This window comes from Vogesella alkaliphila, from assembly GCF_014652475.1.
GTDB lineage: Bacteria > Pseudomonadota > Gammaproteobacteria > Burkholderiales > Chromobacteriaceae > Vogesella > Vogesella alkaliphila.
Genome location: NZ_BMYW01000013.1, coordinates 32,350 through 55,913 on the forward strand (window position 1 = coordinate 32,350; position 23,564 = coordinate 55,913).

The 23,564-nt window shown below is 56.1% G+C and carries 23 protein-coding genes; 6 read left to right on the top strand and 17 right to left on the bottom strand.

All coding sequences use genetic code 11. From position 1 onward, the window contains the following. Positions 1–9: 9 nt before the first annotated feature. The 7 genes from IE100_RS15200 to IE100_RS15230 all read right to left on the bottom strand — a co-directional run bounded on the left by IE100_RS15200 (position 10) and on the right by IE100_RS15230 (position 5,983). Entirely contained in the window at positions 10–372 is a 363-nt protein-coding gene (locus IE100_RS15200) for a nuclear transport factor 2 family protein (RefSeq protein WP_189375352.1), read from the bottom strand. Position 373: 1 nt separating this feature from the next. After that, positions 374–1,759 carry a nicotinate phosphoribosyltransferase gene (locus IE100_RS15205; RefSeq protein WP_189375354.1) on the bottom strand — a complete coding sequence of 462 codons (1,386 nt, stop codon included), beginning with the start codon at positions 1,757–1,759 and terminating at the stop codon, positions 374–376. Between the two features lie 468 nt (positions 1,760–2,227). Continuing rightward, complete coding sequence (locus IE100_RS15210; protein WP_189375356.1) at positions 2,228–3,193, bottom strand: alpha/beta hydrolase; 966 nt, start codon at positions 3,191–3,193, stop codon at positions 2,228–2,230. Between the two features lie 94 nt (positions 3,194–3,287). Next, entirely contained in the window at positions 3,288–3,809 is a 522-nt protein-coding gene (locus IE100_RS15215) for a Clp protease N-terminal domain-containing protein (RefSeq protein WP_189375358.1), read from the bottom strand. Between the two features lie 9 nt (positions 3,810–3,818). Then, positions 3,819–4,043: a helix-turn-helix domain-containing protein gene (locus IE100_RS16630; protein WP_189375361.1), complete on the bottom strand. Its 225-nt coding sequence runs from the start codon at positions 4,041–4,043 to the stop codon at positions 3,819–3,821. Positions 4,044–4,282: 239 nt separating this feature from the next. Further along, on the bottom strand, positions 4,283–4,897 hold the full coding sequence (locus IE100_RS15225) for a tyrosine-type recombinase/integrase (RefSeq protein WP_189375362.1): 615 nt from the start codon (positions 4,895–4,897) through the stop codon (positions 4,283–4,285). A 168-nt stretch (positions 4,898–5,065) separates the two neighbouring features. Then, positions 5,066–5,983: a LysR family transcriptional regulator gene (locus IE100_RS15230; protein WP_229800409.1), complete on the bottom strand. Its 918-nt coding sequence runs from the start codon at positions 5,981–5,983 to the stop codon at positions 5,066–5,068. A 210-nt stretch (positions 5,984–6,193) separates the two neighbouring features. Here IE100_RS15230 and IE100_RS15235 point away from each other — a divergent pair, with 210 nt between their 5' ends. The 6 genes from IE100_RS15235 (at position 6,194) to IE100_RS15260 (ending at position 13,052) form a co-directional block, all read left to right on the top strand. Further along, on the top strand, positions 6,194–7,495 hold the full coding sequence (locus IE100_RS15235) for an MFS transporter (protein WP_189375364.1): 1,302 nt from the start codon (positions 6,194–6,196) through the stop codon (positions 7,493–7,495). A 49-nt stretch (positions 7,496–7,544) separates the two neighbouring features. Further along, positions 7,545–8,444, top strand: coding sequence for a L(+)-tartrate dehydratase subunit alpha (gene ttdA, locus IE100_RS15240; RefSeq protein ID WP_189375366.1), 900 nt, complete (start codon positions 7,545–7,547; stop codon positions 8,442–8,444). Continuing rightward, positions 8,441–9,049, top strand: coding sequence for a L(+)-tartrate dehydratase subunit beta (gene ttdB / locus IE100_RS15245; RefSeq protein ID WP_189375368.1), 609 nt, complete (start codon positions 8,441–8,443; stop codon positions 9,047–9,049). Before ttdA ends, ttdB begins: the two co-directional genes overlap by 4 nt. 273 nt (positions 9,050–9,322) lie before the next feature. Continuing rightward, positions 9,323–10,951, top strand: coding sequence for a methyl-accepting chemotaxis protein (locus IE100_RS15250; protein WP_189375369.1), 1,629 nt, complete (start codon positions 9,323–9,325; stop codon positions 10,949–10,951). 121 nt (positions 10,952–11,072) lie between these two features. Beyond that, the gene (locus IE100_RS15255; RefSeq protein WP_189375371.1) at positions 11,073–11,933 is read left to right on the top strand and encodes a fumarylacetoacetate hydrolase family protein; all 861 of its coding nucleotides are present in this window, start codon (positions 11,073–11,075) and stop codon (positions 11,931–11,933) included. Between the two features lie 42 nt (positions 11,934–11,975). Further along, complete coding sequence (locus tag IE100_RS15260; RefSeq protein WP_189375372.1) at positions 11,976–13,052, top strand: tartrate dehydrogenase; 1,077 nt, start codon at positions 11,976–11,978, stop codon at positions 13,050–13,052. Between the two features lie 506 nt (positions 13,053–13,558). Here IE100_RS15260 and glmS read toward each other — a convergent pair. From glmS to atpE, 10 genes are all read right to left on the bottom strand, one after another. Then, on the bottom strand, positions 13,559–15,388 hold the full coding sequence (glmS, locus tag IE100_RS15265; protein ID WP_189375374.1) for a glutamine--fructose-6-phosphate transaminase (isomerizing): 1,830 nt from the start codon (positions 15,386–15,388) through the stop codon (positions 13,559–13,561). Further along, positions 15,389–16,174, bottom strand: a complete 786-nt coding sequence (locus IE100_RS15270) for a DeoR/GlpR family DNA-binding transcription regulator (protein ID WP_189375376.1) — start codon at positions 16,172–16,174, stop codon at positions 15,389–15,391. A 174-nt stretch (positions 16,175–16,348) separates the two neighbouring features. After that, positions 16,349–17,713 carry a bifunctional UDP-N-acetylglucosamine diphosphorylase/glucosamine-1-phosphate N-acetyltransferase GlmU gene (glmU, locus tag IE100_RS15275; RefSeq protein ID WP_189375378.1) on the bottom strand — a complete coding sequence of 455 codons (1,365 nt, stop codon included), beginning with the start codon at positions 17,711–17,713 and terminating at the stop codon, positions 16,349–16,351. Positions 17,714–17,825: 112 nt separating this feature from the next. Then, positions 17,826–18,248: a F0F1 ATP synthase subunit epsilon gene (locus tag IE100_RS15280; RefSeq protein WP_047968188.1), complete on the bottom strand. Its 423-nt coding sequence runs from the start codon at positions 18,246–18,248 to the stop codon at positions 17,826–17,828. Positions 18,249–18,263: 15 nt separating this feature from the next. Next, complete coding sequence (atpD, locus tag IE100_RS15285) at positions 18,264–19,658, bottom strand: F0F1 ATP synthase subunit beta (protein WP_189375380.1); 1,395 nt, start codon at positions 19,656–19,658, stop codon at positions 18,264–18,266. A gap of 42 nt (positions 19,659–19,700) precedes the next feature. Next, on the bottom strand, positions 19,701–20,567 hold the full coding sequence (atpG, locus tag IE100_RS15290) for a F0F1 ATP synthase subunit gamma (protein WP_047968190.1): 867 nt from the start codon (positions 20,565–20,567) through the stop codon (positions 19,701–19,703). A gap of 44 nt (positions 20,568–20,611) precedes the next feature. Next, positions 20,612–22,153, bottom strand: a complete 1,542-nt coding sequence (gene atpA / locus IE100_RS15295) for a F0F1 ATP synthase subunit alpha (RefSeq protein WP_189375382.1) — start codon at positions 22,151–22,153, stop codon at positions 20,612–20,614. An 8-nt stretch (positions 22,154–22,161) separates the two neighbouring features. Then, on the bottom strand, positions 22,162–22,698 hold the full coding sequence (locus tag IE100_RS15300) for a F0F1 ATP synthase subunit delta (protein WP_189375384.1): 537 nt from the start codon (positions 22,696–22,698) through the stop codon (positions 22,162–22,164). A gap of 7 nt (positions 22,699–22,705) precedes the next feature. Next, positions 22,706–23,176, bottom strand: coding sequence for a F0F1 ATP synthase subunit B (locus IE100_RS15305; RefSeq protein WP_189375386.1), 471 nt, complete (start codon positions 23,174–23,176; stop codon positions 22,706–22,708). 49 nt (positions 23,177–23,225) lie between these two features. After that, entirely contained in the window at positions 23,226–23,513 is a 288-nt protein-coding gene (gene atpE, locus IE100_RS15310) for a F0F1 ATP synthase subunit C (protein ID WP_047968194.1), read from the bottom strand. Between the last annotated feature and the right edge of the window lie 51 nt (positions 23,514–23,564).

The following is a 23,564-nucleotide window of genomic DNA, read 5'->3' on the forward strand; positions in this document are numbered from 1 at the left end:
CTCGCGGCTTCAGCGCTCGTCCAGCACCGCCGCGCCGGCGATCACCGAGGCATCGATGATGTGGCCGTCCGCCACGCGGTAGATCATGGTCATGCTCATGCGGCCGCGCCCTTCCGGAAAGGTGCGGGTGACGATCTCGTCGTCGATCACCAGCTCGTCCAGCACCACGCGCCGACGCAGCTCGGCACGCAGGTCCGGTTCGGCAAAGCGCTGGCGCATGCGTTCGCGCAGTGCCTCGCGGCCTTCGGCCACCAGCGTGGCCGGATAGACATACATGCGTGCATCCGCGGCGTAGCAGGCCAGCAGCGCGTCGAGATCCTTGCGGTTGTAGGCGTCCAGTTGCGCCTGCACCACTTGTTCGGGGCTCAGCATGTCAGTGCTCCAGATGCGCGGCGGCGCGCTCGCGGATGGTGGCGAAATCCTCGTCCAGCAGCAGCTTGCCGTTTTCCCACACCACGCGCATCTGCAGGTCGGCGTCGCTCACCCGTTCCAGGGTGTTGACGCCCCAGGCGCCGCGGCTGTTGCGCGCCGCCACCACGCGCCCGCCCAGCGAACGCTTGCCGGGGTCGGTGACCGGGTCCTTGAACACGTCGCGCCACTGGCCGCCGACGCTGATCGCCGAGCACTTCAGCGCCATCTTGTGGGTGTCGCGGTCCAGCTTCTGCAGCAGCTCGGCGCCCATGCCGAAGGCGACGTTGTCGGCGCTGTAGCCGAGCTTGGCCAGCCTTGAGAGGATCGCGTCGATGCTGGCGAGGTTCACGCCGTCGCCCTGGATCACGCGCACGTGGTTCAGCACGCGGTAGCCCTTGCCGTTCACCGTGGTGCCGAAGCTTGCGGCCAACCTTTCCACCACCTCGGCCACCACCTGCACCGGCTCGCCGGAATCGGGGCGGATCACCACGGTGGCGCCGCTGTCGATCACCTGCTGCCGCAGCCGTTCACCCCACAGTTCGCTGACGGCGTGGAACACGTCGTAGCTGTCGCTGACCACCGCCAGCAGCGCACCGGGTTTGGCGAAGTGGGCCAGCATGTTGCCGAAGGCGTCACCCTCGTGCGGCCGGCCCCAGGCGGTGATGGTGGAGTGCTCCGCCGCCGGGATCGAGAACGCCGCGCACGGCTCGTGGTAGTGGCGGCGCGCGGCGACCAGCGCCGCCAGCGTGTCGCTGCCCATGAAGTTCACCAGGTGCGCGAGGCCGCCTATTTCCGAACTCTCGTAGCTGGACACGCCGCGCGCGCCGAAATCGTGCAGCTTGAACGGCAGGCCGGACAGGTCGTCGGCGGTCTGCTGCAGGTAGCGGCGGATGATTTCCTTGGCGCGGAAGCTGCGCGTGGCGACCGAGATCGGATACCACACGCGCAGCAGCGCGGTCTCCAGGAAGGACACCACCCAGAACAGCGCCGGGTCGGTGGATTCGATGGTGACCATCGGCACCCCGGTCGGCACCAGCTCGCCCTCGGCCACCGCGCGGATGCGCACCGGCCAGTAGCCGTGGTGCTTCTTGACGATGCGCTCGAAGCCGGCGCGGTTGAACGGCAGGCCGTGCAGCGCGGCCAGCGCCTCCGCCTCGTCGACGTGCGCCAGGGTGATGCGCTGGCTGAGATAGTCCTTCAGCAGCGCCTGCAGGCCGAAGAACAGCACATGCGAGGCGGTGCCGCCACGCGCGGCGACGTAGGAATACATGCCATCGGTGCCGGGCGGGTACTGCACCCAGTGACTGAGCTTGTAGGAATCGCTATTGAGGATGGGATTGACGGTCATGGCGGCACACACACGGGACAGGAGACAACAGCATACCCGCCCCGCCCGCGTCTGTCATAGCGTGGCCGCCGGCAGCCCGGCCGAGCCGGCACGCCGTGGCCATCAGCGCCTCGCCGTGGCAACAGGCGACGCCGAAGCTGGCGCCGACCGCCAGCGGCGCCCCGTCCGGCTGCGGATACGTGATGCTCACCGCCTGCTGCAGGCGTTGCAGCAGGGCGGCCGGCCTACAGCGCGCGCTCCAGCTGCTCGTTAAACAGCGTGCGGTTGGCCTCCCCGGTCAGACCGTCGAAAAAGGCCAGCCTCTGCAGCTGGCGCTCCGACGACGTCCCCCGTTTTCAGTAGCAGTGGGCTGGCGCATCGCCGCGGAGAAGTCCCTGTATAAACAAACGGTTGGCCGCATCCACAGTCCAATCATAGGGCAGAACTGCCTACAGGAGCCGGGGCAGTCCAGGCTACGCATATTGGAAGTCAGCCTGATAAGACCTGTTGTTGCAACTGCATCAGAGTCTCTGACTGCTCTGCGCCTAGACATGTGCGAAGAAAGGTGCAAATGTCGTCCATTGCTTCTTTAGCTTCAGGGAACAGCGGAGATAGCACGGGATAGCAATGAACCATTCCGCTCCCGATTTGTAATCTGGCATTCACTCCTGCGTTTCGGGCCTTTTCAGCAAGTTGCGTCGAATCATCGAGCATCGATTCATTTTCGCCAGCGTAAATAAGCAATGGAGGGAGACCGGTAAGGTCACCATACAAGGGGGATATCAGAGGCTGGGCAGGATCATTTTCGCCGACGTAGTATTTGCCGAAAACGAGCCATGATCCTTCTGGCGCAAGGGGGTCTTCGCGACGATATGAGTCTCCCGTGCATTTAAGGTCAGTCCAAGGAGAGAGGGCAACAACTGCTGCTGGCAGAGGAATCGCCTTATCCCGAATGGCAAGCAGCGTAGCCAGACAGAGGCCTCCGCCTGCTGAATCCCCCACGAAAGCGATGCGAGAAGGAGAAAAACCTTGGGACAGCAACCAAGTATATGCAGCCAGTGAGTCGTTAAGTGCTGCGGGGAAAGGATGTTCAGGCGCCAAACGATAGTCGAATACTAGAGCGCCTATGCCGCTGCCCGCGACAAATTTCGCAACGATTGCCCTGTACGCGTGACATGAGCCCATCACATACCCGCCGCCATGGAAATACAAGATGGCTCGGTTGTCCTGTACCTGGGAAGGTCGAATCCATTCAGCGGAAAGGCCATCAATCACGACAGGTGATGCTTCGATTCCGGATGGCAGCTTGCCAAACCTTCCCGCAGATTTCTCAACTCGCTGACGCAGTTCTGGAATTGAAGTATCCCAATCAATGGTTTCTCTCTTCAGCTTCAGGCGGAACCAATGACGATGCTTCAGCAGAAATAGAACAAAACGACTTCGAAGGCTATTCATCAATCATTCTCGTGCTGATGCATAACGTAGAAGTGAGCGGCCTGCGCGGCTTTTCGCGCAGGTCCGCTCGACTGCCGGGTTGGGGGGCAGGCGATTACGCTGAGTGGAAAGCGGCAATTTCTGCTTTCGCTGCAGCGGCTAGACTTGCGGGATCAATGCCCATGCTCTGAAGGGCACGAGGCGTCACGCCGAATTGAGCTGATATCGCCGCCAAGACCACGTGAGCACCCAACAGAGGGGCAGAATCGGCCTTCTTAAGTTTCCATAGTGCCGCTATCAGTGCTTTGACAGAAGGCTTTGCCTTGAACACCCCATTGTTGGCCGGGACGGGCGCAGTATCGCTCACAAGTGAATTGCCTTGTGAAAGACTTATTCCGATATCGTGCAAGGCACTGATGTATTGCTGGCCGACTGCGGTAGCAAACTGATTGGGGTCTGCATTTAGGCGGCGAAATGCGTTCTGGGCGGTGCCATCAGGAAGGCCAAATGCCGCCATCACGAAGTGTTCTGATCCTGGTTCTCGTTGGCCGCTAGCGTTGGCGTGCTGTTCGGCTTTCTCAAAGAGGGACTTGATAGTCTTGATGTCGCGGAATTTCTGTCGAAGTTTGCTTAGCACGAATTTCTCCTAACGTCGCACAGCGGACTTGGGAATTAAACTTGCGAGGCGCTTGTGAGCCGCTTGCTTTGAAACACCAAGGGCCTCAGCAATTTGGGACCAAGACCATCCCTGTTCGAGCGCGGCAGCAACTGCGCTTAATTCCAATTTGTCAGCCGTTACGCGAAGAGAAACGACAGCAGCAAGCGCCTTTTCAGGGTCGGTAGGCGACGGAAGATTTTTCAGAGTGGTCATGTGTCAATGATGGTTGACGATCGGCCATTCCGTCAACTTTTATTGACGACTGTCTCTCTATGCCCGAGCAGGCGAAATAAGTCTGAATCGGCTCCGATTTGCTAGATACGTTGATGGCTGTTTTCTTATCGAAAACAGCCATTGTTGATCCAGAGCCGAGTGACTGCTTTGGCCGAAAAGCTTGGTGGCGGTACAGGATAGCCGCCACCTTGGTGGAAAAGTGTGGTCGTAACGACTACCTAAATTTCGATCTGCTCTGAAATTTCCAAAGCATCATCGACTTCTATCCCGAGATACCGCACAGTGCTTTCTAACTTGGTATGACCAAGCAAAATTTGCACCGCTCGCAGGTTCTTTGTTTTCTTGTAGATCAAAGTTGCTTTGGTGCGTCGCAACGAGTGAGTACCGTAGATTGATGAGTCCAGCCCAGCGGTTTCGACCCACATGTGCACTATCCGTGCATATTGGCGAGTCGATAAATGTGGAGAGTCTTCCAACCGACTAGGGAAGAGATACTGATCACTGCGCAAATGTGCTTTCTCTAGCCAGGCGGCAACGGCCAACCTGGTCGGCTCTGTTAGCTCAAACTGTACCGGGCGTTGTGTCTTGCGTTGGACGACAATAGCACGGGGCAAAATCTGGTTTCCATTCGTAACGTCGCGCACTCGTAAGCTGACTAAGTCACAGCCACGTAGTTTGCTGTCGATTGCCAAATTGAACATGGCTAAGTCTCGAACCGCGTGCTTATTCTGGAGGTGGATCCGGATCGCCCAGATGTCTTTTGGCTTTAGAGGCGGTTTCTGGCCAATCAGCTTGCCTTTGTTCCATGCCTCACGCTTCGGTGTGGTACCCATGACAGACTCCTTTTCAGTGGAAAGGAATCTGATTATTGGTGGCAACGCAGTACAGCGAGGAGGAAGCCGCGGATCGGCCAAAGCAGCCATAGGCCATGTTTCATTGAATTGACAGCTGCTCGTGAGAAAGCTGCCTTATCTCATTGCCCCCAAGAGAGGACAGACTAGTTACCAGTTTGAGTTACCTGGGTTTGGGCTATCAGCATGTTGACTCAGGTAGTTGCGCAGATGTTCGACAAAATAGGCAACTTTGGCCGATAGATTGAGCCTTTCCGGGTAGACAGCATAGATATCGGCTGGTGGTGTGTCGTAATCTGCTAGAACCTGCATCAGTCGGCCACTTCTCAAGTACTTGGCTACATCCCATTCTGCTCGCATCAATATGCCGTGCCCTTCCAGCGCCCAGTTGAGGGCAACCTCCCCATCGTTCGTGCTTAACTTGCCATTCACTTTGATGGTCTCTGTCTGTTTTCCCCGGCTCAAACGCCAGTTGCCATAAGCGGATTCGTTTTGTCTCAACACGATGCATTGATGCTTTGTTAGATCGTGGGGGTAGCTTGGTAGGCCGTTTGCACGCAGATAGTTTGGAGAAGCAACCAGCAAGCGCCGGTTACCAGCAACCTTTTTGGCAATCAAGCGTGAGTCCGGGATGTCGCCAAAGCGAATTGACACGTCAATTGCCTCATCCGGCAGACTGACTGGCCGATCCGAAAGAAGCAACTGTACCTCGACATCCGAATACTGCTTCGTAAACGCAGAAATGGCTGGGCCAATGTAAGAGCGTCCGAAGCCCAGCGGCGCATTGACCCGTAACAGCCCCTTCGGGTCGGCTCGGCTACTAGATACTAATCGCTCCATCTCATCTATTTCACTGAGAATGCGTATCGCATTTTGGAAGTAGACCTCACCTTCGCTGGTTAGGCTAATCCTGCGGGTCGTCCTGTTCATCAGGCGCACGCCCAGTCGCTCCTCCATTTGAGCCAGGCGGCGGGATACTGCCGGTGGGGTCAGGTTCAATTCCCGTGCAGTGGCAATAAGACTGCCCTGCTTGACCAGGAGGCAGAAGAAGGCGAGTTCTGAGTTCATGTTGATTGGTAAGTTTTTTGCAATGATATTTTAACTTTACATCGATTCATCTTCTTTAGAAAAGCTCTATTCTCCATTTCAAGCCACACCTGATTGAGTGCCGCTCGATTCGAGACATCGGATTGACGACTGCAAATCAAGCCGCACAAGACGGTAGAGAGTTCGTTGCCATTCGCAACGAAGAGTTAACAAAGAAAGAGGAGACATTCCATGGAAATGGATATCGAAAAGCGGACCTTGCGCCGTATCACCTGGCGCATCGTGCCATTTATCATGCTTTTGTACTTCGTCGCTTACCTCGACCGGGTCAACATCGGCTTCGCCGCATTGACCATGAAAGAGGATCTTGGCTTCAGCGCCTCGGTCCTAGGTTTCGGCGCTGGCATTTTTTTCTGGGGCTACTTCATGTTTGAAGTCCCCTCCAATATCGTCCTACATAAATTCGGAGCCCGGGTTTGGATCGCACGAGTGATGGTGACATGGGGCATCATCTCGGGCTGTATGGCTTTCGTCGAAGGGGCGACCAGCTTCTACATCATGCGCTTCCTGCTTGGTGCGGCGGAGGCTGGCTTCTTCCCTGGCATTATCCTCTATCTCAGCTACTGGTTCCCGGCCCGGCATCGTGCCAGTGTCACTGCTCTCTTCATGGCGGCCGCGCCGATCTCGACCGCTCTTGGCTCTCCGATTTCTGCTGCATTGCTGGAGATGGACGGGGTCATGGGTATGCACGGCTGGCAGTGGATGTTCGTTCTCGAGGCGATTCCGGCGCTGATCCTTGGTGTGGTCGTATTCTTCTACATGACCGATAAGCCTGAACAGGCCAAGTGGTTGAAGGACGACGAGCGCGCCTGGCTGGTCAAGGCGATGGCCGAGGAAAATGCCAGCAAAGCTGGCAATGCCAAGCACGGAATTCTGAGTGGCTTGGCCAATCCCCGAGTACTGGCATTGGCCCTGATTTACTTCGGTACTTCGGCCGGTCTGTACACCCTCGGTATCTGGGCTCCTCAGATCATTAAGCAGTTGGGCGTGTCGTCGATGACTGTTGGCTTCCTGAATGCCATCCCTCCGGTCGTCTCGGTGATTGCCATGGTGTTGTGGTCGCGTCATTCCGACCGCACTGGCGAGCGTACTTGGCACGTCATTCTGGCTTGCTTGGCTGCTTCGATCGGTCTTGTGATCGCCGCTGGCGCAAATAGCGTCGTTGGTTTGATTGCCGCCCTGACCATCGTGAATGTTGGTATTAGCTGCGCCAAGCCACCGTTGTGGAGTATGCCGACAATGTTCCTGTCCGGTGCCGCTGCAGCAACAGGCATTGCCACCATCAACTCTATTGGCAATCTCGGCGGTTTTGCCGGTCCGGCAATGATCGGCTGGGTCAAGGACCAAACTGGCAGCTACGCCGGTGGCCTGTACTTCGTCGCCGGTTTGCTTGTGCTCTCTGCTGTTCTCACTCTAGTACTGGCACGTTCAACTAAGCCTGTGTTGGAAACGGCCAATGCTGCGGCCCGTTGATCAGGCTACCCCCAACCCACCACCAAATGTATTAGTGAAGGAGTACCCAATGGACAAAGAATTTGCAGTCCAGTCCCTGACGGACGTAATGGCTAAGTTCACCGCCTACATCGGTAAGCGCTTGCCCAAAGACGTTAAGGCCAAACTAGCCGACCTGCGTACGATGGAAACCAACCCTTTGGCCAAGTCAATTTATGACTCAATGGCTGGCAATCAGGAAGCAGCGGACAAATTGAACCGCCCAAGCTGTCAGGACACCGGCGTTATTCAATACTTCGTCGAAGCCGGCGCAAACTTTCCGCTCCTCGGCGAGCTGGAGGAAATCCTAAAGGAAGCGACTGCTGAAGCCACCCGTATCGGACCATTGCGTCATAACGCAGTCGAAACCTTCGATGAAAAGAACACTGGTACTAATACTGGAACCAATATCCCATGGTTGGACTGGCGCATTGTTCCGGAGAAGGATAGTTGCACCATCGATGTGTACATGGCAGGTGGCGGTTGCACTTTGCCAGGGGCAGCCAAAGTGCTGATGCCGGGTCAAGGCTACGAGGGAGTTGCAGAGTTTGTCATGGACGTCATCACTGAACGTGGTGTCAATGCATGCCCACCACTTTTGGTTGGTGTCGGGGTCTCTACCTCGGTAGAGACCGCAGCTCGCCTATCCAAGTTAGCGATCATGCGTCCGGTCGATTCCAAGAGCTCCAACCCTCGTGCTGCCTTGATGGAAGAGCTATTGGAGCAGGGCCTCAATGAGGTTGGCATCGGGCCACAGGGCCTAACTGGTAATAACAGCGTGATGGGTGTGAATATCGAGTCATCTGCTCGTCACCCTTCCACTATCGGTGTAGCCGTAAATACCGGTTGCTGGGCACACCGTCGCGGCAAGATCCGTATTAATGCCGATATGTCTTACGAAATTCTTTCCCACGAAGGAGTGGTACTGTGAAAAAAATTCTGACTACACCCATCAAGGACGAAGATCTTGCAAGCCTTAATGTCGGTGACGTTGTTTATTTGACCGGGCGTCTAGTGACCTGCCGTGACGTGGCGCATCGCCGCCTGATCGAACAGGGGCGTGAATTGCCAGTCAATCTCGAAGGCGGTGCTATTTTTCACGCCGGCCCGATCGTTCGTAAAAAGGATGATGGTAACTTCGAAATGGTCTCTATTGGCCCAACGACCAGTATGCGTATGGAAAAGTTTGAGCGTGAATTTATCAAACAAACCGGCGTCAAACTAATTGTTGGTAAGGGGGGCATGGGGCCGGAAACGGCAGCAGGGTGCCAGGAGCACATTGCAGTTCACGCCATTTTTCCGGGCGGGTGTGCTGTACTTGCCGCGACTCAAGTTGAGGAAATTGAGGGCGCTGAATGGCAAGATCTTGGTATGCCAGAGACTCTCTGGATAAACCGTGTTAAGGAGTTTGGACCGCTTATTATTTCAATTGACATTAAAGGAAATAATCTGATCCAGCAGAATAAAACTTCGTTCAATGAAAAGAAAAAACCAATTCTTGATCGGATTTGCAAAGAGTTGAGTTTTATTAAGTAGTTGATATTTTTAGTGCTGTAATGAATGTGCGGCGTGGAGGGTGATTTGCCCACGCGCCGCATTTTCATTGTTATTCGAAATGAGTGGTGTGTTATTGTGGTGCCAAAATTATTCCAATGTAAAGATTGAACTGCATAAACACCAATATCATGAAGCGGTGCTACTTCGAATGTGGCAGCAAGCAATTGAGCTGATTTTGCTTTCTCTGTTGCACATAGTTTATTTAAGAGCAAACCAGATAATTATTGCCATAACAATATTGAGAGATACTGGATGATCTTTAATTTAAATATGACCGTGGGTCAGCGTCTGAGCGCAGGATTTGCCACAGTGCTTAGCCTCTTCGTAACAATCACAGCCATGGGAATATGGTGTTTGCATGATGTAGCTCTTGCCACCCAAGAGATGATGCGTCGACCGATAGTCAAAGAACGTCTAGTAAGTGACTGGTATACAAATGTTAACGCTGGCGTTCGTCGAAGTACTGCGATAGCTGTTAGCAAGGATGAAAATCTTGCTCAGTTTTTCGCTGAAGATCAAAAAAAATCTACCCAACAGAATAATTATCTGCAAAAGCAGATAGAAGATTTGTTGTCTTCTCCTAGTGAGAAAGCTTTATTTGCAGAAATTGGGGACAAAAGGCAACGCTTTCTGCAGGCTAGAGATCGTATGACCAATGCGAAGAAGGAAGGGCAGAGCGATCTTGCAGAGCAACTATTTCAAGACCAGTTTCTTCCTGCTTCAAGGATCTATCTCGAGAAGATACAGGTATTTCTCAAAATGCAGAGAGATGAACTCGATCACCATGCTCGTTATGTCGATGAGACATATCGTGAGAGTCGAACTTGGATGCTGTCCCTTGGTTTTGGCGCTGTGTTACTAGGAGTTATTATTGCTTGGGTAATTGCCAGGAGCATCACACGCCCTCTGAAGAAGGCCATTGATGTTGCTAATCTGGTTGCTGCCGGAGACCTGAGAGTTAAGGTTAATACAAGTGCTTCCGATGAAACAGGTAACTTACTGCGGGCATTAGCCGACATGTCTGATTGTCTTGCCAAAGCAGTAAAGAGGGTGCGATGCCACGCAGAAGAGGCCGCTATTATGACCTCTCAGATTGCTAGTGCATCAAAACAAATTGCGCTACGTTCGCAAACACAAAGTACAGCTGCTGCATCAACTGCTGTTGCTGTGGAGAAAATATCTACTGGAATTATATCTATTAGCCAAAACGCTAACGAATTACAGAAGTTGACACAAGTAGGACTTGTTCAGGTTCAGGAAGGTAATCAGGCTATGAACTTGATAGTTGACGAAGTTAGAAATACCGAGCAGGCAGTTGAGGATATTTCCACTTCAGTTCATGAATTTGTAGCAAGTGTACGCTCCATTACAGATATGACTGAGCAGGTTAAATCAATAGCCGAACAAACAAACTTGTTGGCACTAAATGCTGCTATTGAAGCAGCACGGGCCGGTGAGGCTGGTCGTGGTTTTGCTGTAGTTGCCGATGAAGTAAGAAAACTAGCGGAGGAATCTGCTAAGTCAGCAGGTCACATTGATGAAGTAACCGCCACCCTCAATCGTCAATCAATAAAAGTAGAAAGCTTTCTGGATAGTGGGCAGAAATCACTCAATGCTAGTCGAAAATATTTAGAATCAATGATCCTCGTACTTTCTGCATCTGGTGCCTCCGTTGAAAAAACTAGTAGTGGGGCCATGCTAATGGCAGATTCAGTACAGGGGCAGGCGGCGGCTAGTAAAGACATTGCATTAAATGTTGAAAAAATAGCCAAGATGGCTAGCGAAAACCACCTTGCAATTAGATCAAGTGATGATTTAGTAGAAAAGGTAAAGGTTATATCTAGCGGTCTTCATGAATCTGTGGCAATTTTTAAAATTTAAAATTAATCAACGTTGGTTTTGTTGTGTTTTTTATCAAAACTGGTCACATATTTTGTGAAGACTGTCATTTTAGTTTTGTAAGAATAATTATAAACAACATTATATACTTGGAGGTTTTGAAGTGAAGCTGATAAATTTTATTTCTCTTGCTGAAAGAAGGAAAAGCTATGGGCTTGTTACCGAGAAAGGCATTGTCGACATAGGCTGTCGCCTCGCTTATCAGTATGCTGATCTCAAGGCTGTCCTTGCAGCTGAGGCGGTGTCATCCCTGCAGGTGTTCTGTGATTATCCCGCAGACTACCAATCTAACGAAGTTTGTTTCCTTCCTGTCATTGATAATCCAAACAAGATTTTTGGTGTGGGAATGAATTACCAAGAAAAACGCCAGGAGTTTGATGCTTCAAGCCCCGCGCCAACTTTGTTTGTCCGATTTCCTGATTCACAAACAGGTCATGGCGATTTCGTACTTAAGCCAGAAGAATCAAATGAACTGGATTACGAAGGTGAGCTGGCAATTGTCATTGGCAAAGCCGGTAGAAACATTAATCAGAAAGAGGCGATGTCCTATGTGGCCGGGTACAGCTGCTATATGGATGGCAGTGTACGAGACTGGCAGCATAGCTGGTTTACTGCGGGCAAGAACTGGCCCAAAACTGGCGCGTTTGGCCCCTGGTTGGTAACGAGCGATGAACTGCCTGACCCTCATGATTTGGCAATCGAAACGTACCTGAATGGCTGCAAGGTTCAGGATGCCAGGACCAGCGGCATGATCCATAAAATACCAGCGCTGATTGAATACATCAGCACCTTCAGTGCGTTGTCCGCCGGTGACGTCATCCTGACCGGCTCGCCCGGTGGTGTCGGTAAGAAGCGCACCCCACCGCTGTTCTTGCAAGACGGGGACACCGTCGAGGTGTATGTTGAAGGAATCGGAACGCTTCGAAATGCTGTCAGAAGCGCGGAGACTTACGCCAATCGATAAGACCAGCCCCAATCGCTGCTCTGCAGCGTTTACCTGGAGACAATGATGAAATCTCACAGAATTGCCGTCATCCCTGGCGATGGCATTGGGAAAGAAGTGATACCAGAAGGGCTGCGCGTGCTCGATGCTGTGGCCAGCAAATTCGGCATCGCGTTCCAATGGGACGAGTTCGACTGGAGCTGCGACTACTATCTCAAACACGGCGTGATGATGCCCGAGGATTGGAAGGTGCAGATAGGCACGCATGACGCCATCTACTTCGGTGCCGTCGGCTGGCCGGCTCTGGTGCATGATCACATCTCGCTGTGGGGGTTGTTGGTAAAGTTCCGGCGTGAATTCGACCAGTATGTGAGCCTGCGCCCGGTGCGACTGATGCCGGGTATCCCGTCACCGTTGGCCAACCGCCAGGTCGGCGACATCGACTTCTACGTGGTGCGCGAAAACACCGAAGGCGAGTATTCCAGTCTGGGTGGCAAGATGTTCACCGGCACCGAGCGTGAGTTCGTGGTGCAGGAGAGCGTGTTTACACGGCAGGGTACCGACCGCATCATGAAGTTCGCTTTTGAGCTGGCGCAGCAACGGCCGAAGAAGCATGTGACCTCCGCCACCAAGTCGAACGGCATCTCGATTTCAATGCCGTACTGGGACGAGCGGTTTACCGCAATGGCAGCCAACTATCCGGACATCCGCACAGATAAATACCACATCGACATCCTGACAGCCCACTTTGTGCAGCACCCCGACTGGTTTGATGTGGTGGTGGCGTCCAACCTGTTCGGTGACATTCTGTCCGATCTTGGTCCAGCTTGCACTGGCACGATCGGTATCGCTCCATCCGCGAACCTGAATCCGGAGCGGCGCTTCCCGTCGCTGTTCGAGCCGGTCCACGGCTCCGCACCGGATATTGCCGGCAAGGGCATCGCCAATCCAGTCGGCCAGATCTGGGCCGGTTCGATGATGCTTGAGCATCTGGGCTATCCGGAGGCTGCTGCTGTGGTGATGAGCGCGATCGAAACGGTATTGGCAGAAGGGCCACGCACGCCGGACATGGGTGGCAATGCGACCACTGTCGATGTGGGCAAGGCTGTGGTGTCAGTAATTAGTTCGGTTAGCCTATGAGTGAAGAGAGTCACAATTAGACAGTTCTTGGTCTGATAGGCTTTCCTGAGTCGCTTCGGGTCTACTAGATACTTAAATGGCTGCTTCATGTTGTGAAAGCAGTCATTTTTTATTCATGGCATGAATGACTGCTCTGGCCGACAAGCAGCCCCATCGATCCTTGCTCTTGCGCACCGTCAAAACCAGCAATCTCAAACGAAATGAGGCCCTCGCGGGCCTCTTTGTTTAGTACTACTGGCAAAAATTGATCATGCCATCGTCGTGACAGACTTCATTACCTCGTGACAGACTTTGTTCTCTTAGATCACCAGTCGTATAAGAAAAGAGGCCCTTCCGGGCCTCTTTTTTTTGATCTACCAGCAACAAGCTGGCAATGCCGATGCAATGAAAAACGTAATTTTTTCAATCATCAAACGGTAAAGTACTTTATTTATTGAGAAAGAACTTTATTTGATAATAAAGAACTTTATTTTATCAAAACAGTAGTCATGTAAATTTAAGCATTTTTATTCAACTGTCACACTTTTTGCCAGGTTACGTGGCTTGTCGACATCGGTACCGCGCGTCAGCGCCACGTGGTAGGCCAGCAGCTGCACCGGGATGGAGTGCACGATCGGGCTGAGCACGCCGACGTGGCGCGGGGTGCGGATCACGTGTACGCCGTCGGAATCGCTGAAGTGGCTGTCGGCGTCGGCGAACACGAACAGCTCGCCGCCACGGGCGCGCACTTCCTGCATATTGGACTTCACCTTCTCCAGCAGCACGTCGTTGGGGGCGATCACCACCACCGGCATGTTCTCGTCCACCAGCGCCAGCGGGCCGTGTTTCAACTCGCCGGCTGGGTAGGCCTCGGCGTGGATGTAGGAGATTTCCTTCAGCTTCAGCGCGCCTTCCAGCGCGATCGGGTAGTGCAGGCCGCGGCCGAGGAACAGCGCATCGTTCTTGGCGGCGAACTGTGCCGACCAGGCGGTGATCTGCGGCTCCAGGTTCAGCGCGTGCTGCACGCTGCCCGGCAGGTGGCGCAATTCGGCCAAGTACTGCGCTTCCTGCTCGGCAGTCACGCGGCCGCGCACCTTGCCCAGTGTCACCGCCAGCGCGAACAGGCTGACCAGCTGGGTGGTGAACGCCTTGGTGGAGGCGACGCCGATTTCGGCACCGGCGCGGGTGTAGAACACCAGGTCGGAGGCACGCGGGATGGCCGATTCGCGCACGTTGCAGATCGACAGCGCGTGGCGGTGGCCCAGCGACTTCGCGTATTTCAGCGCTTCCATGGTGTCCAGCGTCTCGCCGGACTGCGAGATGGTCACCACCAGGTGCTGCGGATCGGCAAAGGCGTCGCGGTAGCGGTATTCGCTGGCGATTTCCACGTCGCACACCACGCCGGCGATGCTTTCGATCCAGTACTTGGCGGTGAGGCCGGCGTAGTAGCTGGTGCCGCAGGCGAGGATCTTCACGCCGCTCAGCGTCGGCAACACGTTGGCCGCATTGGCGCCGAACAGTGCCGCGCTAAAACCGTCGTCCAGAATCGCCTCGATGGTGTCGGACAGCGCTTTCGGCTGCTCGTGGATTTCCTTCTGCATGAAGTGGCTGTACGGGCCCAGCTCCAGCGAGGCCAGCGACACGTCGGACACGTGCACCTTGCGTTCCACCGGCTGGTCGTCCTTGTCGATCAGCGTCACGCCGTCGCGGGTCAGGCGGCCGATGTCGCCCTCTTCCAGGAAGATCACGCGGCGGGTGGCCGACAGAATGGCGGAGACGTCGGAGGCGATGAAGTTTTCGCCGTCGCCCAGGCCGACCAGCAGCGGGCAGCCCATGCGCGCGCACACCAGTTCGTCCGGACGGTCCAGCGCGATGACGCCGATGGCGTAGGCGCCGGTCAGCTCGCGGGTGGCCTTGTGCACGGCGCGGAACAGGTCCTTCTCCTGCAGGTAGTACTGGTGCACCAGGTGGGCGATCACCTCGGTGTCGGTCTGCGATTCGAAGACGTAGCCGGCGGCCTTCAGCTCGGCGCGCTTCTGTTCGTGGTTTTCGATGATGCCGTTGTGCACCACCGCGATCAGGCCGTGCGACACGTGCGGGTGGGCGTTGTATTCGGTGACGCCGCCGTGGGTAGCCCAGCGAGTGTGGCCGATGCCCAGCTCGCCGTGCACCTTGTCGGCCTGCGCCGCGGCCTCCATCTCGGCCACGCGGCCAACCCGGCGTACGCGGGTGATCTGGTCGCCGGCGTGCACGGCGATGCCGGACGAGTCATAGCCACGGTATTCCAGGCGCTTCAGGCCCTCGACCAGTACCGGAACGATATCGCGCGAAGCAATCGCGCCAACAATGCCACACATTCATTTTCTCCTTGGCGTTTCGCCGACTGGGGCGCAGATCACCTGCACGCCGCGCGCGGCAATCTGGGTACGGGCCGCATCGCTGAGGCCGTCATCGGTAATCAGGGTGTGAATTTGCTGCCACGGCAGCTCGAGATTCGGAATCTTGCGGCCAACCTTGTCGGACTCGGCCATGACGATCACTTCGCGTGCCGATTCAGCCATCACGCGCGACAGGCCGACCAGCTCGTGAAAGGTGGTGGTGCCGCGTTCGAGATCGATGCCGTCGGCACCGACAAACAGCTGGTCAAAGTCGTAGGAGCGCAGCACCTGCTCGGCCACCTGGCCCTGGAAGGACTCGGAGTTCGGATCCCAGGTGCCCCCAGTCATCAGCAGGGTCGGCTCGTTTTCGAGTTCGCGCAGTGCAGCGGCCACGTTCAGCGAGTTGGTCATCACGACGAGGCCCTGCTTCGGCGCCAGCAGCGGGATGACGGCGCAGGTGGTGCTACCGCTGTCAATGATGATGCGATTGTGGTCGCGGATGCGCTCGGCGGCAGCGCGGGCAATCGCCATCTTTCGTTGCGAAACTTTTTCGGCATCGGCGCTCACGATCTCGGCCGGCAAGGCCACCGCACCACCGTAACGGCGCAGCAGCAGCCCGCTGGTTTCCAGCAGGGCAAGATCCTTGCGGATGGTGACTTCCGAGGTATCAAAGCGGCGGGTCAGGTCATCGACGCTGACTTCACCATGTTCCTGCACCAGGGCAACGATGGCGTGACGACGCTGCTGAGTATTTCGCTTGGTCATGCAATATTTCGTTTCGAAAGTTTCGCGAAATATATCAGCGAAAGTTGACCGGCACAAGTCCAGTTTGTCGACTTAGCGGACAGCTGTCTTGCGACCAACCTTTGCTGACAAAACAGGCAAGAAAAAACCGCCTTGCCGGACGGCCAAGGCGGTTTTCTGCTGCACGAAAACGCGTCAGTTTTTCTTCTGCGGACGCTGCCAGCCCGGCACCGTCAGCTGCTTGGCGCGCGCCACGGTGAGCTGGCCGGCGGGCGCGGTCTTGGTGAGCACCGAGCCGGCGCCGATGGTGGCGCCCTCTTCCAGCGTCACCGGCGCGACCATCAGCGTGCCGGAGCCGACGAACACGCCGTCGCCGATCACGGTGCGGTACTTGTTGACGCCGTCGTAGTTGCAGGTGACCGAGCCGGCGCCGACATTGACCTTGCTGCCGATGTCGGCGTCGCCGATGTAGGTGAGATGATTGACCTTGGAACCTTCGCCCACGGTCGCCTTCTTGATCTCGACAAAGTTACCGACGTGCACGTGTGCGGCCAGGCTGGCGCCCGGGCGCAGGCGGGCGTACGGCCCGATGCGGCAGCCTTCGCCGACCACCGCCTCTTCCAGATGCGAGTACGGCGCAATGCGGGTGCCGGCGGCGACGGTGACGTTCTTCAGCACGCAGTAGGCGCCGATCTGCACGTTATCACCCAGGCTGACCTGGCCTTCGAACACGCAGCCGACGTCGATGCTGACGTCCATGCCGTGCTGCAGTTCGCCGCGCACGTCGATGCGCGCCGGATCGGCGAGGGTGACGCCGGCGGTGAGCAGCGCCCGCGCCTGGTTCAGCTGCAGCTGACGCTCCAGCTCGGCCAGCTGCCACTTGTTGTTGACGCCGGCGGCCTCCCACGAGGCGGCCACGGTGACGCCGGCGACCGCCAGGCCGTCGGCCACCGCCAGACCGATGACGTCGGTCAGGTAGTATTCGCCCTGCGCGTTGCCGTTCTTCAGCGCGCCGAGCCAGCCGTCGAGGCGCTCGTTCGGCAGCACCAGCATGCCGGTATTGATCTCGCGGATCGCCTTCTGCTGCGGGTTGCAGTCCTTGTCTTCCACGATGGCGACGATGTCGCCGGCGGCATTGCGCACGATGCGGCCGTAACCGCTGGCATCCGGCAACACGTCGACCAGCAAGGCCATGCCCTGCTCCGCCGCCGCCAGCAACTGCTGCAGGGTCGCCACCGTGGTCAGCGGCACGTCGCCGTACAGCACCAGCGTGCGGCCAACCTTGGGCAGGTGCGGCAGCGCCATCTTCAGCGCGTGGCCGGTGCCCAGCTGCTCGGCCTGCAGCGCCCAGGCGATGTCCGGGTCCTGGATCTGCTCGCGTACCTGTTCGCCGCCGTGACCGTAGACCACCACGATCTTGGCCGGCTGCAGCTGGCGGGCGGTCGCGATCACGCGCGCCAGCATCGGCTGTCCGCCGATCGGGTGCAATACCTTGGGCAAGGCCGAATACATACGCTTGCCTTTGCCGGCAGCCAGAATGACAACGCTGAGAGAGTCCATGAACCGTCCAGATAATGACAATAGCCAGGCGGCGAGTATGCCTGTCTATCCAGAAATGAAAAAGGCTGTCACCGGAGTGACAGCCTGAACTATACAGCAAACGCTGACGCGCTTAGTGCACGCGCTTGCGCAGATACTCCAGTGCCTTGAGCTGGGCAATCGCAGAAGCCAGAGCAGCTTGTGCTTTCGCCGTGTCTTGATCACTGGCCGCATGCTTGAGGGCATCCTCAGCAGTACGCTTGGCTTCTGCCGCACGCGCTTCGTCGAGATCCTCACCGCGAATCGCCGTATCCGCAAGAACCGTGATGTGGTTCGGTTGCACTTCCATCATGCCACCGGATACCGCCACCAGCACTTCTTCCTTGGAACCAGGCACTGTCAAACGCAACAGACCTGGCTTGATACGGGTCAACAGCGGCACGTGACGTGGATAGATACCGATCTCGCCTTCCTGAGCCGGTGCCACCAGAAATTCGGCTTCACCGGAGTAGATCTGCTGTTCGGTACTGACCACTTCCACATGCATCTTGGCCATTAGCCCTCTCCTTGATTAAAGGGTCTTGGCTTTCTCGACAGCTTCGTCGATGGAGCCGACCATGTAGAACGCCTGTTCCGGCAGATGGTCGTACTCGCCGCTGATAATTGCCTTGAAGCCCTTGATCGTTTCCTTCAGCGGAACGTATTTGCCCGGCGAGCCGGTAAACACTTCTGCCACGTGGAACGGCTGGGACAGGAAACGCTGGATCTTACGCGCGCGGTATACGGTGAGCTTGTCTTCTTCAGACAGTTCGTCCATACCCAGAATCGCGATGATGTCACGCAGTTCCTTGTACTTCTGCAGGGTAGTCTGCACGCCGCGGGCAACGGTGTAGTGCTCGTCGCCAACAACCAGCGGATCCAACTGACGGGAAGTCGAATCCAGTGGGTCTACCGCAGGGTAGATACCAAGGGAAGCGATGTCACGCGACAGCACCACGGTTGCGTCCAGGTGGGCAAACGTTGTGGCAGGAGACGGGTCGGTCAAGTCGTCGGCTGGAACGTAAACGGCCTGGATGGAGGTAATGGAACCATCCTTGGTCGAGGTAATACGTTCTTGCAGACGGCCCATTTCTTCGGCCAGGGTCGGCTGGTAACCCACTGCGGAAGGCATACGGCCCAGCAGTGCGGATACTTCGGTACCGGCCAGTGTGTAACGGTAGATGTTGTCCACGAAGAACAGCACGTCGCGGCCCTTGCCGTTTTCGTCCTTCTCGTCGCGGAAATGCTCGGCCATGGTCAGACCGGTCAGCGCTACGCGCAGACGGTTGCCTGGCGGCTCGTTCATCTGGCCGTACACCATTGCCACCTTGTCCAGAACGTTGGAGTCCTTCATCTCGTGGTAGAAGTCGTTACCTTCACGAGTGCGCTCACCAACGCCGGCAAACACGGACAGACCCGAGTGTGCCTTGGCAATGTTGTTGATCAGTTCCATCATGTTAACGGTCTTGCCGACACCGGCACCACCGAACAGACCCACCTTACCGCCTTTGGCAAACGGGCACAGCAGGTCAATAACCTTGATGCCAGTTTCCAGCAGTTCAGTAGCGGAGGACAGTTCGTCAAACTTCGGCGCAGTCTGGTGAATGGCGCGAACGGATTCGCTAGCCACCGGACCTGCTTCGTCAACCGGATTGCCCAGTACATCCATGATACGACCGAGGGTGGCAGCGCCAACCGGTACCGAAATCGGTGCGCCGGTATTGGTGATCGCCATGCCACGCTTCAGGCCGTCAGAGCTACCCATCGCGATGGTACGCACGACGCCGTCACCCAGCTGCTGCTGGACTTCAAGCGTCAGATCTGCGTCAACCAGCTTCAGGGCATCATAAATCTTTGGCATGGCGTCGCGTGGGAATTCCACGTCAACCACCGGGCCAATGATTTGTACGATTTTGCCTTGGCTCATTATCGGTTCCTAACTCAATAAACTTTTACAGTCCTGCGACGGTTATACCGCAGCGGCACCAGACACGATCTCGGACAGCTCTTTGGTAATTGCTGCCTGACGCGACTTGTTATACACAAGACGCAGTTGCTTGATCGCATTACCCGCGTTATCGGTTGCAGCCTTCATGGCGACCATACGGGCGGCTTGCTCGGAAGCAATGTTTTCCGCCACGGACTGGTACACCACGGACTCCAGATAACGCTTCACCAGGAACTCCATCACGTCAGTGGCATTCGGCTCGTAGAGGTAGTCCCACGAATGGGTGTGCTCCGATACCATATGCTCGTCGGTCAACGGCAACAGTTGTTCCAGGGCTGGCTCCTGCTTCATCGTGTTGATGAAACGGGAATACACGATATAAACCGCATCCAGTTCGCCTTCAGCATACTGTTTCAGCAGTACTGTAAGCGGGCCGATCAATTTTTCCAGCTTGGGCACATCGCCCAGCTGAACCGCACTTGCCACAACGTTCAGTTTGGCGCGCTGGCATGCTGCAAGGCCTTTCTGGCCGATCGCGCAGACGTCAACTGCGACATCTTGCGCTTGCAGTTCGCTGACTTTGGCATAAAAGCGCTTCAGGGTATTGGCGTTCAAGCCACCGCAAAGGCCTTTGTCCGAAGTGATCAACAGAATACCGGCACGCTTGATAACGTCACGACGTGCAAGCAGTGGGTGCTCCAGATCCGTGTTGGCCGAAGCCAGGTGCGCCATAACGGAGCGCACCTTCTCGGCGTAAGGACGGGCAGCGCGCATACGCTCTTGCGTTTTGCGCATCTTGGAGGTTGACACCATTTGCATAGCGCGGGTGATCTTCTGCGTGTTCTGCACGCTTCGGATCTTGGTGAGAATCTCTTTACCGACTGCCATATCCCGAACCTTTCTTTAACTCGAGGTTGTCCGAAAGACTCAGTTTAGAAACTGTAGCCAGCCTTGAACGACGCGATCGCCGAGGCCAGTACTTTTTCGTTGTCGGCAGACAGGTCACCGCTCGCATCCGTTGCAGCCAGTACATCAGCATGGTTGGCGCGAACATAGGCCAGGAAGGCGGCTTCGAAAGCCAACGCGCTCTTCACTGGCACATCTTCGTAGTAACCCTTGTTCACGGACCACAGAGTCAGCGCCATTTCGGCGGTCGACAGGGTCGAGAACTGCTTCTGCTTCATCAGTTCGGTAACCACTTCACCGTGCTGCAGCTGCTTGCGGGTTGCTTCGTCCAGGTCGGAAGCAAACTGCGAGAACGCAGCCAGTTCGCGATACTGGGCCAAGGCCAGACGAATACCGCCGCCCAGCTTCTTGATGACTTTGGTCTGAGCTGCACCACCCACGCGCGACACCGAAATACCGGCGTTGATCGCAGGACGGATACCGGCGTTGAACAGGTCGGTTTCCAGGAAGATCTGACCGTCGGTAATCGAAATCACGTTGGTCGGAACGAAGGCGGAAACGTCGCCAGCTTGGGTTTCGATGATCGGCAGCGCGGTCAGCGAGCCGGTTTTGCCTTTCACGGCGCCACCAGTCAGCTTCTCTACCTCGTCCTCGTTGATGCGGGAAGCGCGCTCCAGCAGACGGGAGTGCAGGTAGAATACGTCGCCAGGATAGGCTTCACGGCCCGGTGGACGACGCAGCAGCAGCGAGATCTGACGGTAGGCAACGGCCTGTTTGGACAGGTCGTCGTATACGATCAGCGCATCTTCACCGATGTCGCGGAAGTATTCGCCCATTGCGCAACCGGAGTACGGGGCAATGAACTGCAGCGCGGCGGCTTCGGAAGCGGTCGCGGCAACCACGATGGTGTGGGCCAGTGCACCGTGCTCTTCCAGTTTGCGAACCACGTTGGCGATCGACGATGCTTTCTGACCTACGGCTACGTAGATGCAGACAACACCGGTGCCTTTCTGGTTAACGATCGCATCCAGTGCGACAGCGGTCTTGCCTGTCTGACGGTCGCCAATGATCAGCTCACGCTGGCCACGACCAACCGGTACCATGGAGTCGATCGACTTCAGGCCGGTCTGCATAGGCTGCGAAACGGACTGACGGGCGATCACGCCCGGAGCAATCTTTTCGATCGGGGAGGATTTGGCCGCGTTGATCGGGCCTTTACCGTCGATCGGCTGACCCAGCGCGTTCACCACGCGGCCAACCAGCTCAGGACCTACCGGCACTTCCAGAATGCGACCGGTACACTTAACTTCCTGACCTTCAGAGATGTGCTCGTACTCGCCCAGGATCACGGCACCAACGGAGTCACGCTCCAGGTTCATGGCCAGGCCAAAGGTGTTGCCCGAGAACTCGAGCATTTCACCCTGCATCACGTCTGTCAGGCCGTGGATACGAACGATACCGTCAGTTACGGAGATCACGGTACCTTTGGTACGCGTCTCTACACCTTCGGACAGGTTCTGAATCTTGGCCTTGATCAGGTCACTGATTTCAGAGGGGTTCAACTGCATGATCTCTCCTAATTCTTGAGGCTTGCCGCCATTGCGTGCAGTTTGCCGCTCACAGACGCGTCAATCACGTCATCACCGATCAAAATGCGTACGCCGCCGATAAGCTCGGCAGCTTCGCGCACTTCAATTCGTACGGTCTTGCCATACTTCTTGGTAAGCGCGGCGATCAGATCGGTTTGCTGAGCTTCGGTCAGCGGGAAAGCCGATTCGACGACTGCGTCGACGACTCCCTCGGACTTGGCTCGGAGCTGTTCAAACTGGCCAGCAATTTCCGGTAACAATGTCAGACGGCGGTTTTCGATGAGGGTGACAACGAACTTCTTGATGTCGTCACTGCCACGTTCACCCAACACGTCCAACAACAGCGCCTCAACCTCTTGCGCGGTATGTTTCGGGTTGGTGACCACCTGGGCCACGTCCGGGTTTGTCACCATGGCAGCCAGCCACGCGAGCGCTTCAGACCATTTGGCCTGCGACTGCTGCTCGGCGGCCAGGCTGTATACCGCTTCGGCATAGGGCCTTGCTACGGTAATAAGTTCTGCCATGAGTTGTTTAAAACTCCGCTTTGATGGAAGCTAACAGATCAGCGTGCTTGGCTGCATCGATCTCTTTGCGCAGGATCTTTTCCGCGCCGCTCACGGCCAGGGAGGCAACCTGCTCACGCAGCGACTCCTTGGCACGCAAGACTTCCTGATCGATCTGGGCCTTCGCGTCCGCCACCAGCTTTGCACCTTCGGTGCGAGCTGCGTCCTTGGCTTCATCCACGATCTGGTTGGCACGCTTTTCAGCGGCTAGGACCAGCTCGGTAGCTTGTTGTTTTGCCTGACGAAGTTCGTCAGCAACGCGCTTTTCGGCTGCTTCCAGATCCTGTTTGCCACGCTCTGCAGCGGCCAAGCCATCAGCAATACGCTTGGCACGCTCGTCCATCATGTTGGTAAGCGGAGGCCAAACAAACTTCATGGTGAACCATACCAGGATAGCGAACGTGATCGCCTGGCCTAGTAGTGTTGCATTGAATTCCACGCTTGTTTTCCTCCAGTGGGGTTACGACAACAACCGCTTGCGTTAAAAATTAAGCGCCAGCTTTAACGGCAGCGATAGCTGCGGTCAGGAACGGGTTGTTGAAGGTGTACAGCATGGCAACACCCACACCGATCATGGAGATCGCGTCCAGCAGACCGGCGATAATGAACAGTTTGGTTTGCAGAACAGGGATCAGCTCAGGTTGACGAGCGGACGATTCCAGAAACTTACCGCCGAGGATGGCAAAACCCAGGGCAGTACCAATCGCGCCAAGACCAATGATCAGGGCTGCGGCCAGAGCGGTCATCGACTGGATCTGAGAAACGAGAGCTTCCATTTAAATCTCCTAAAGACTAAGTGCAAGGATGGTTTGAAAAAAGGTACTAAG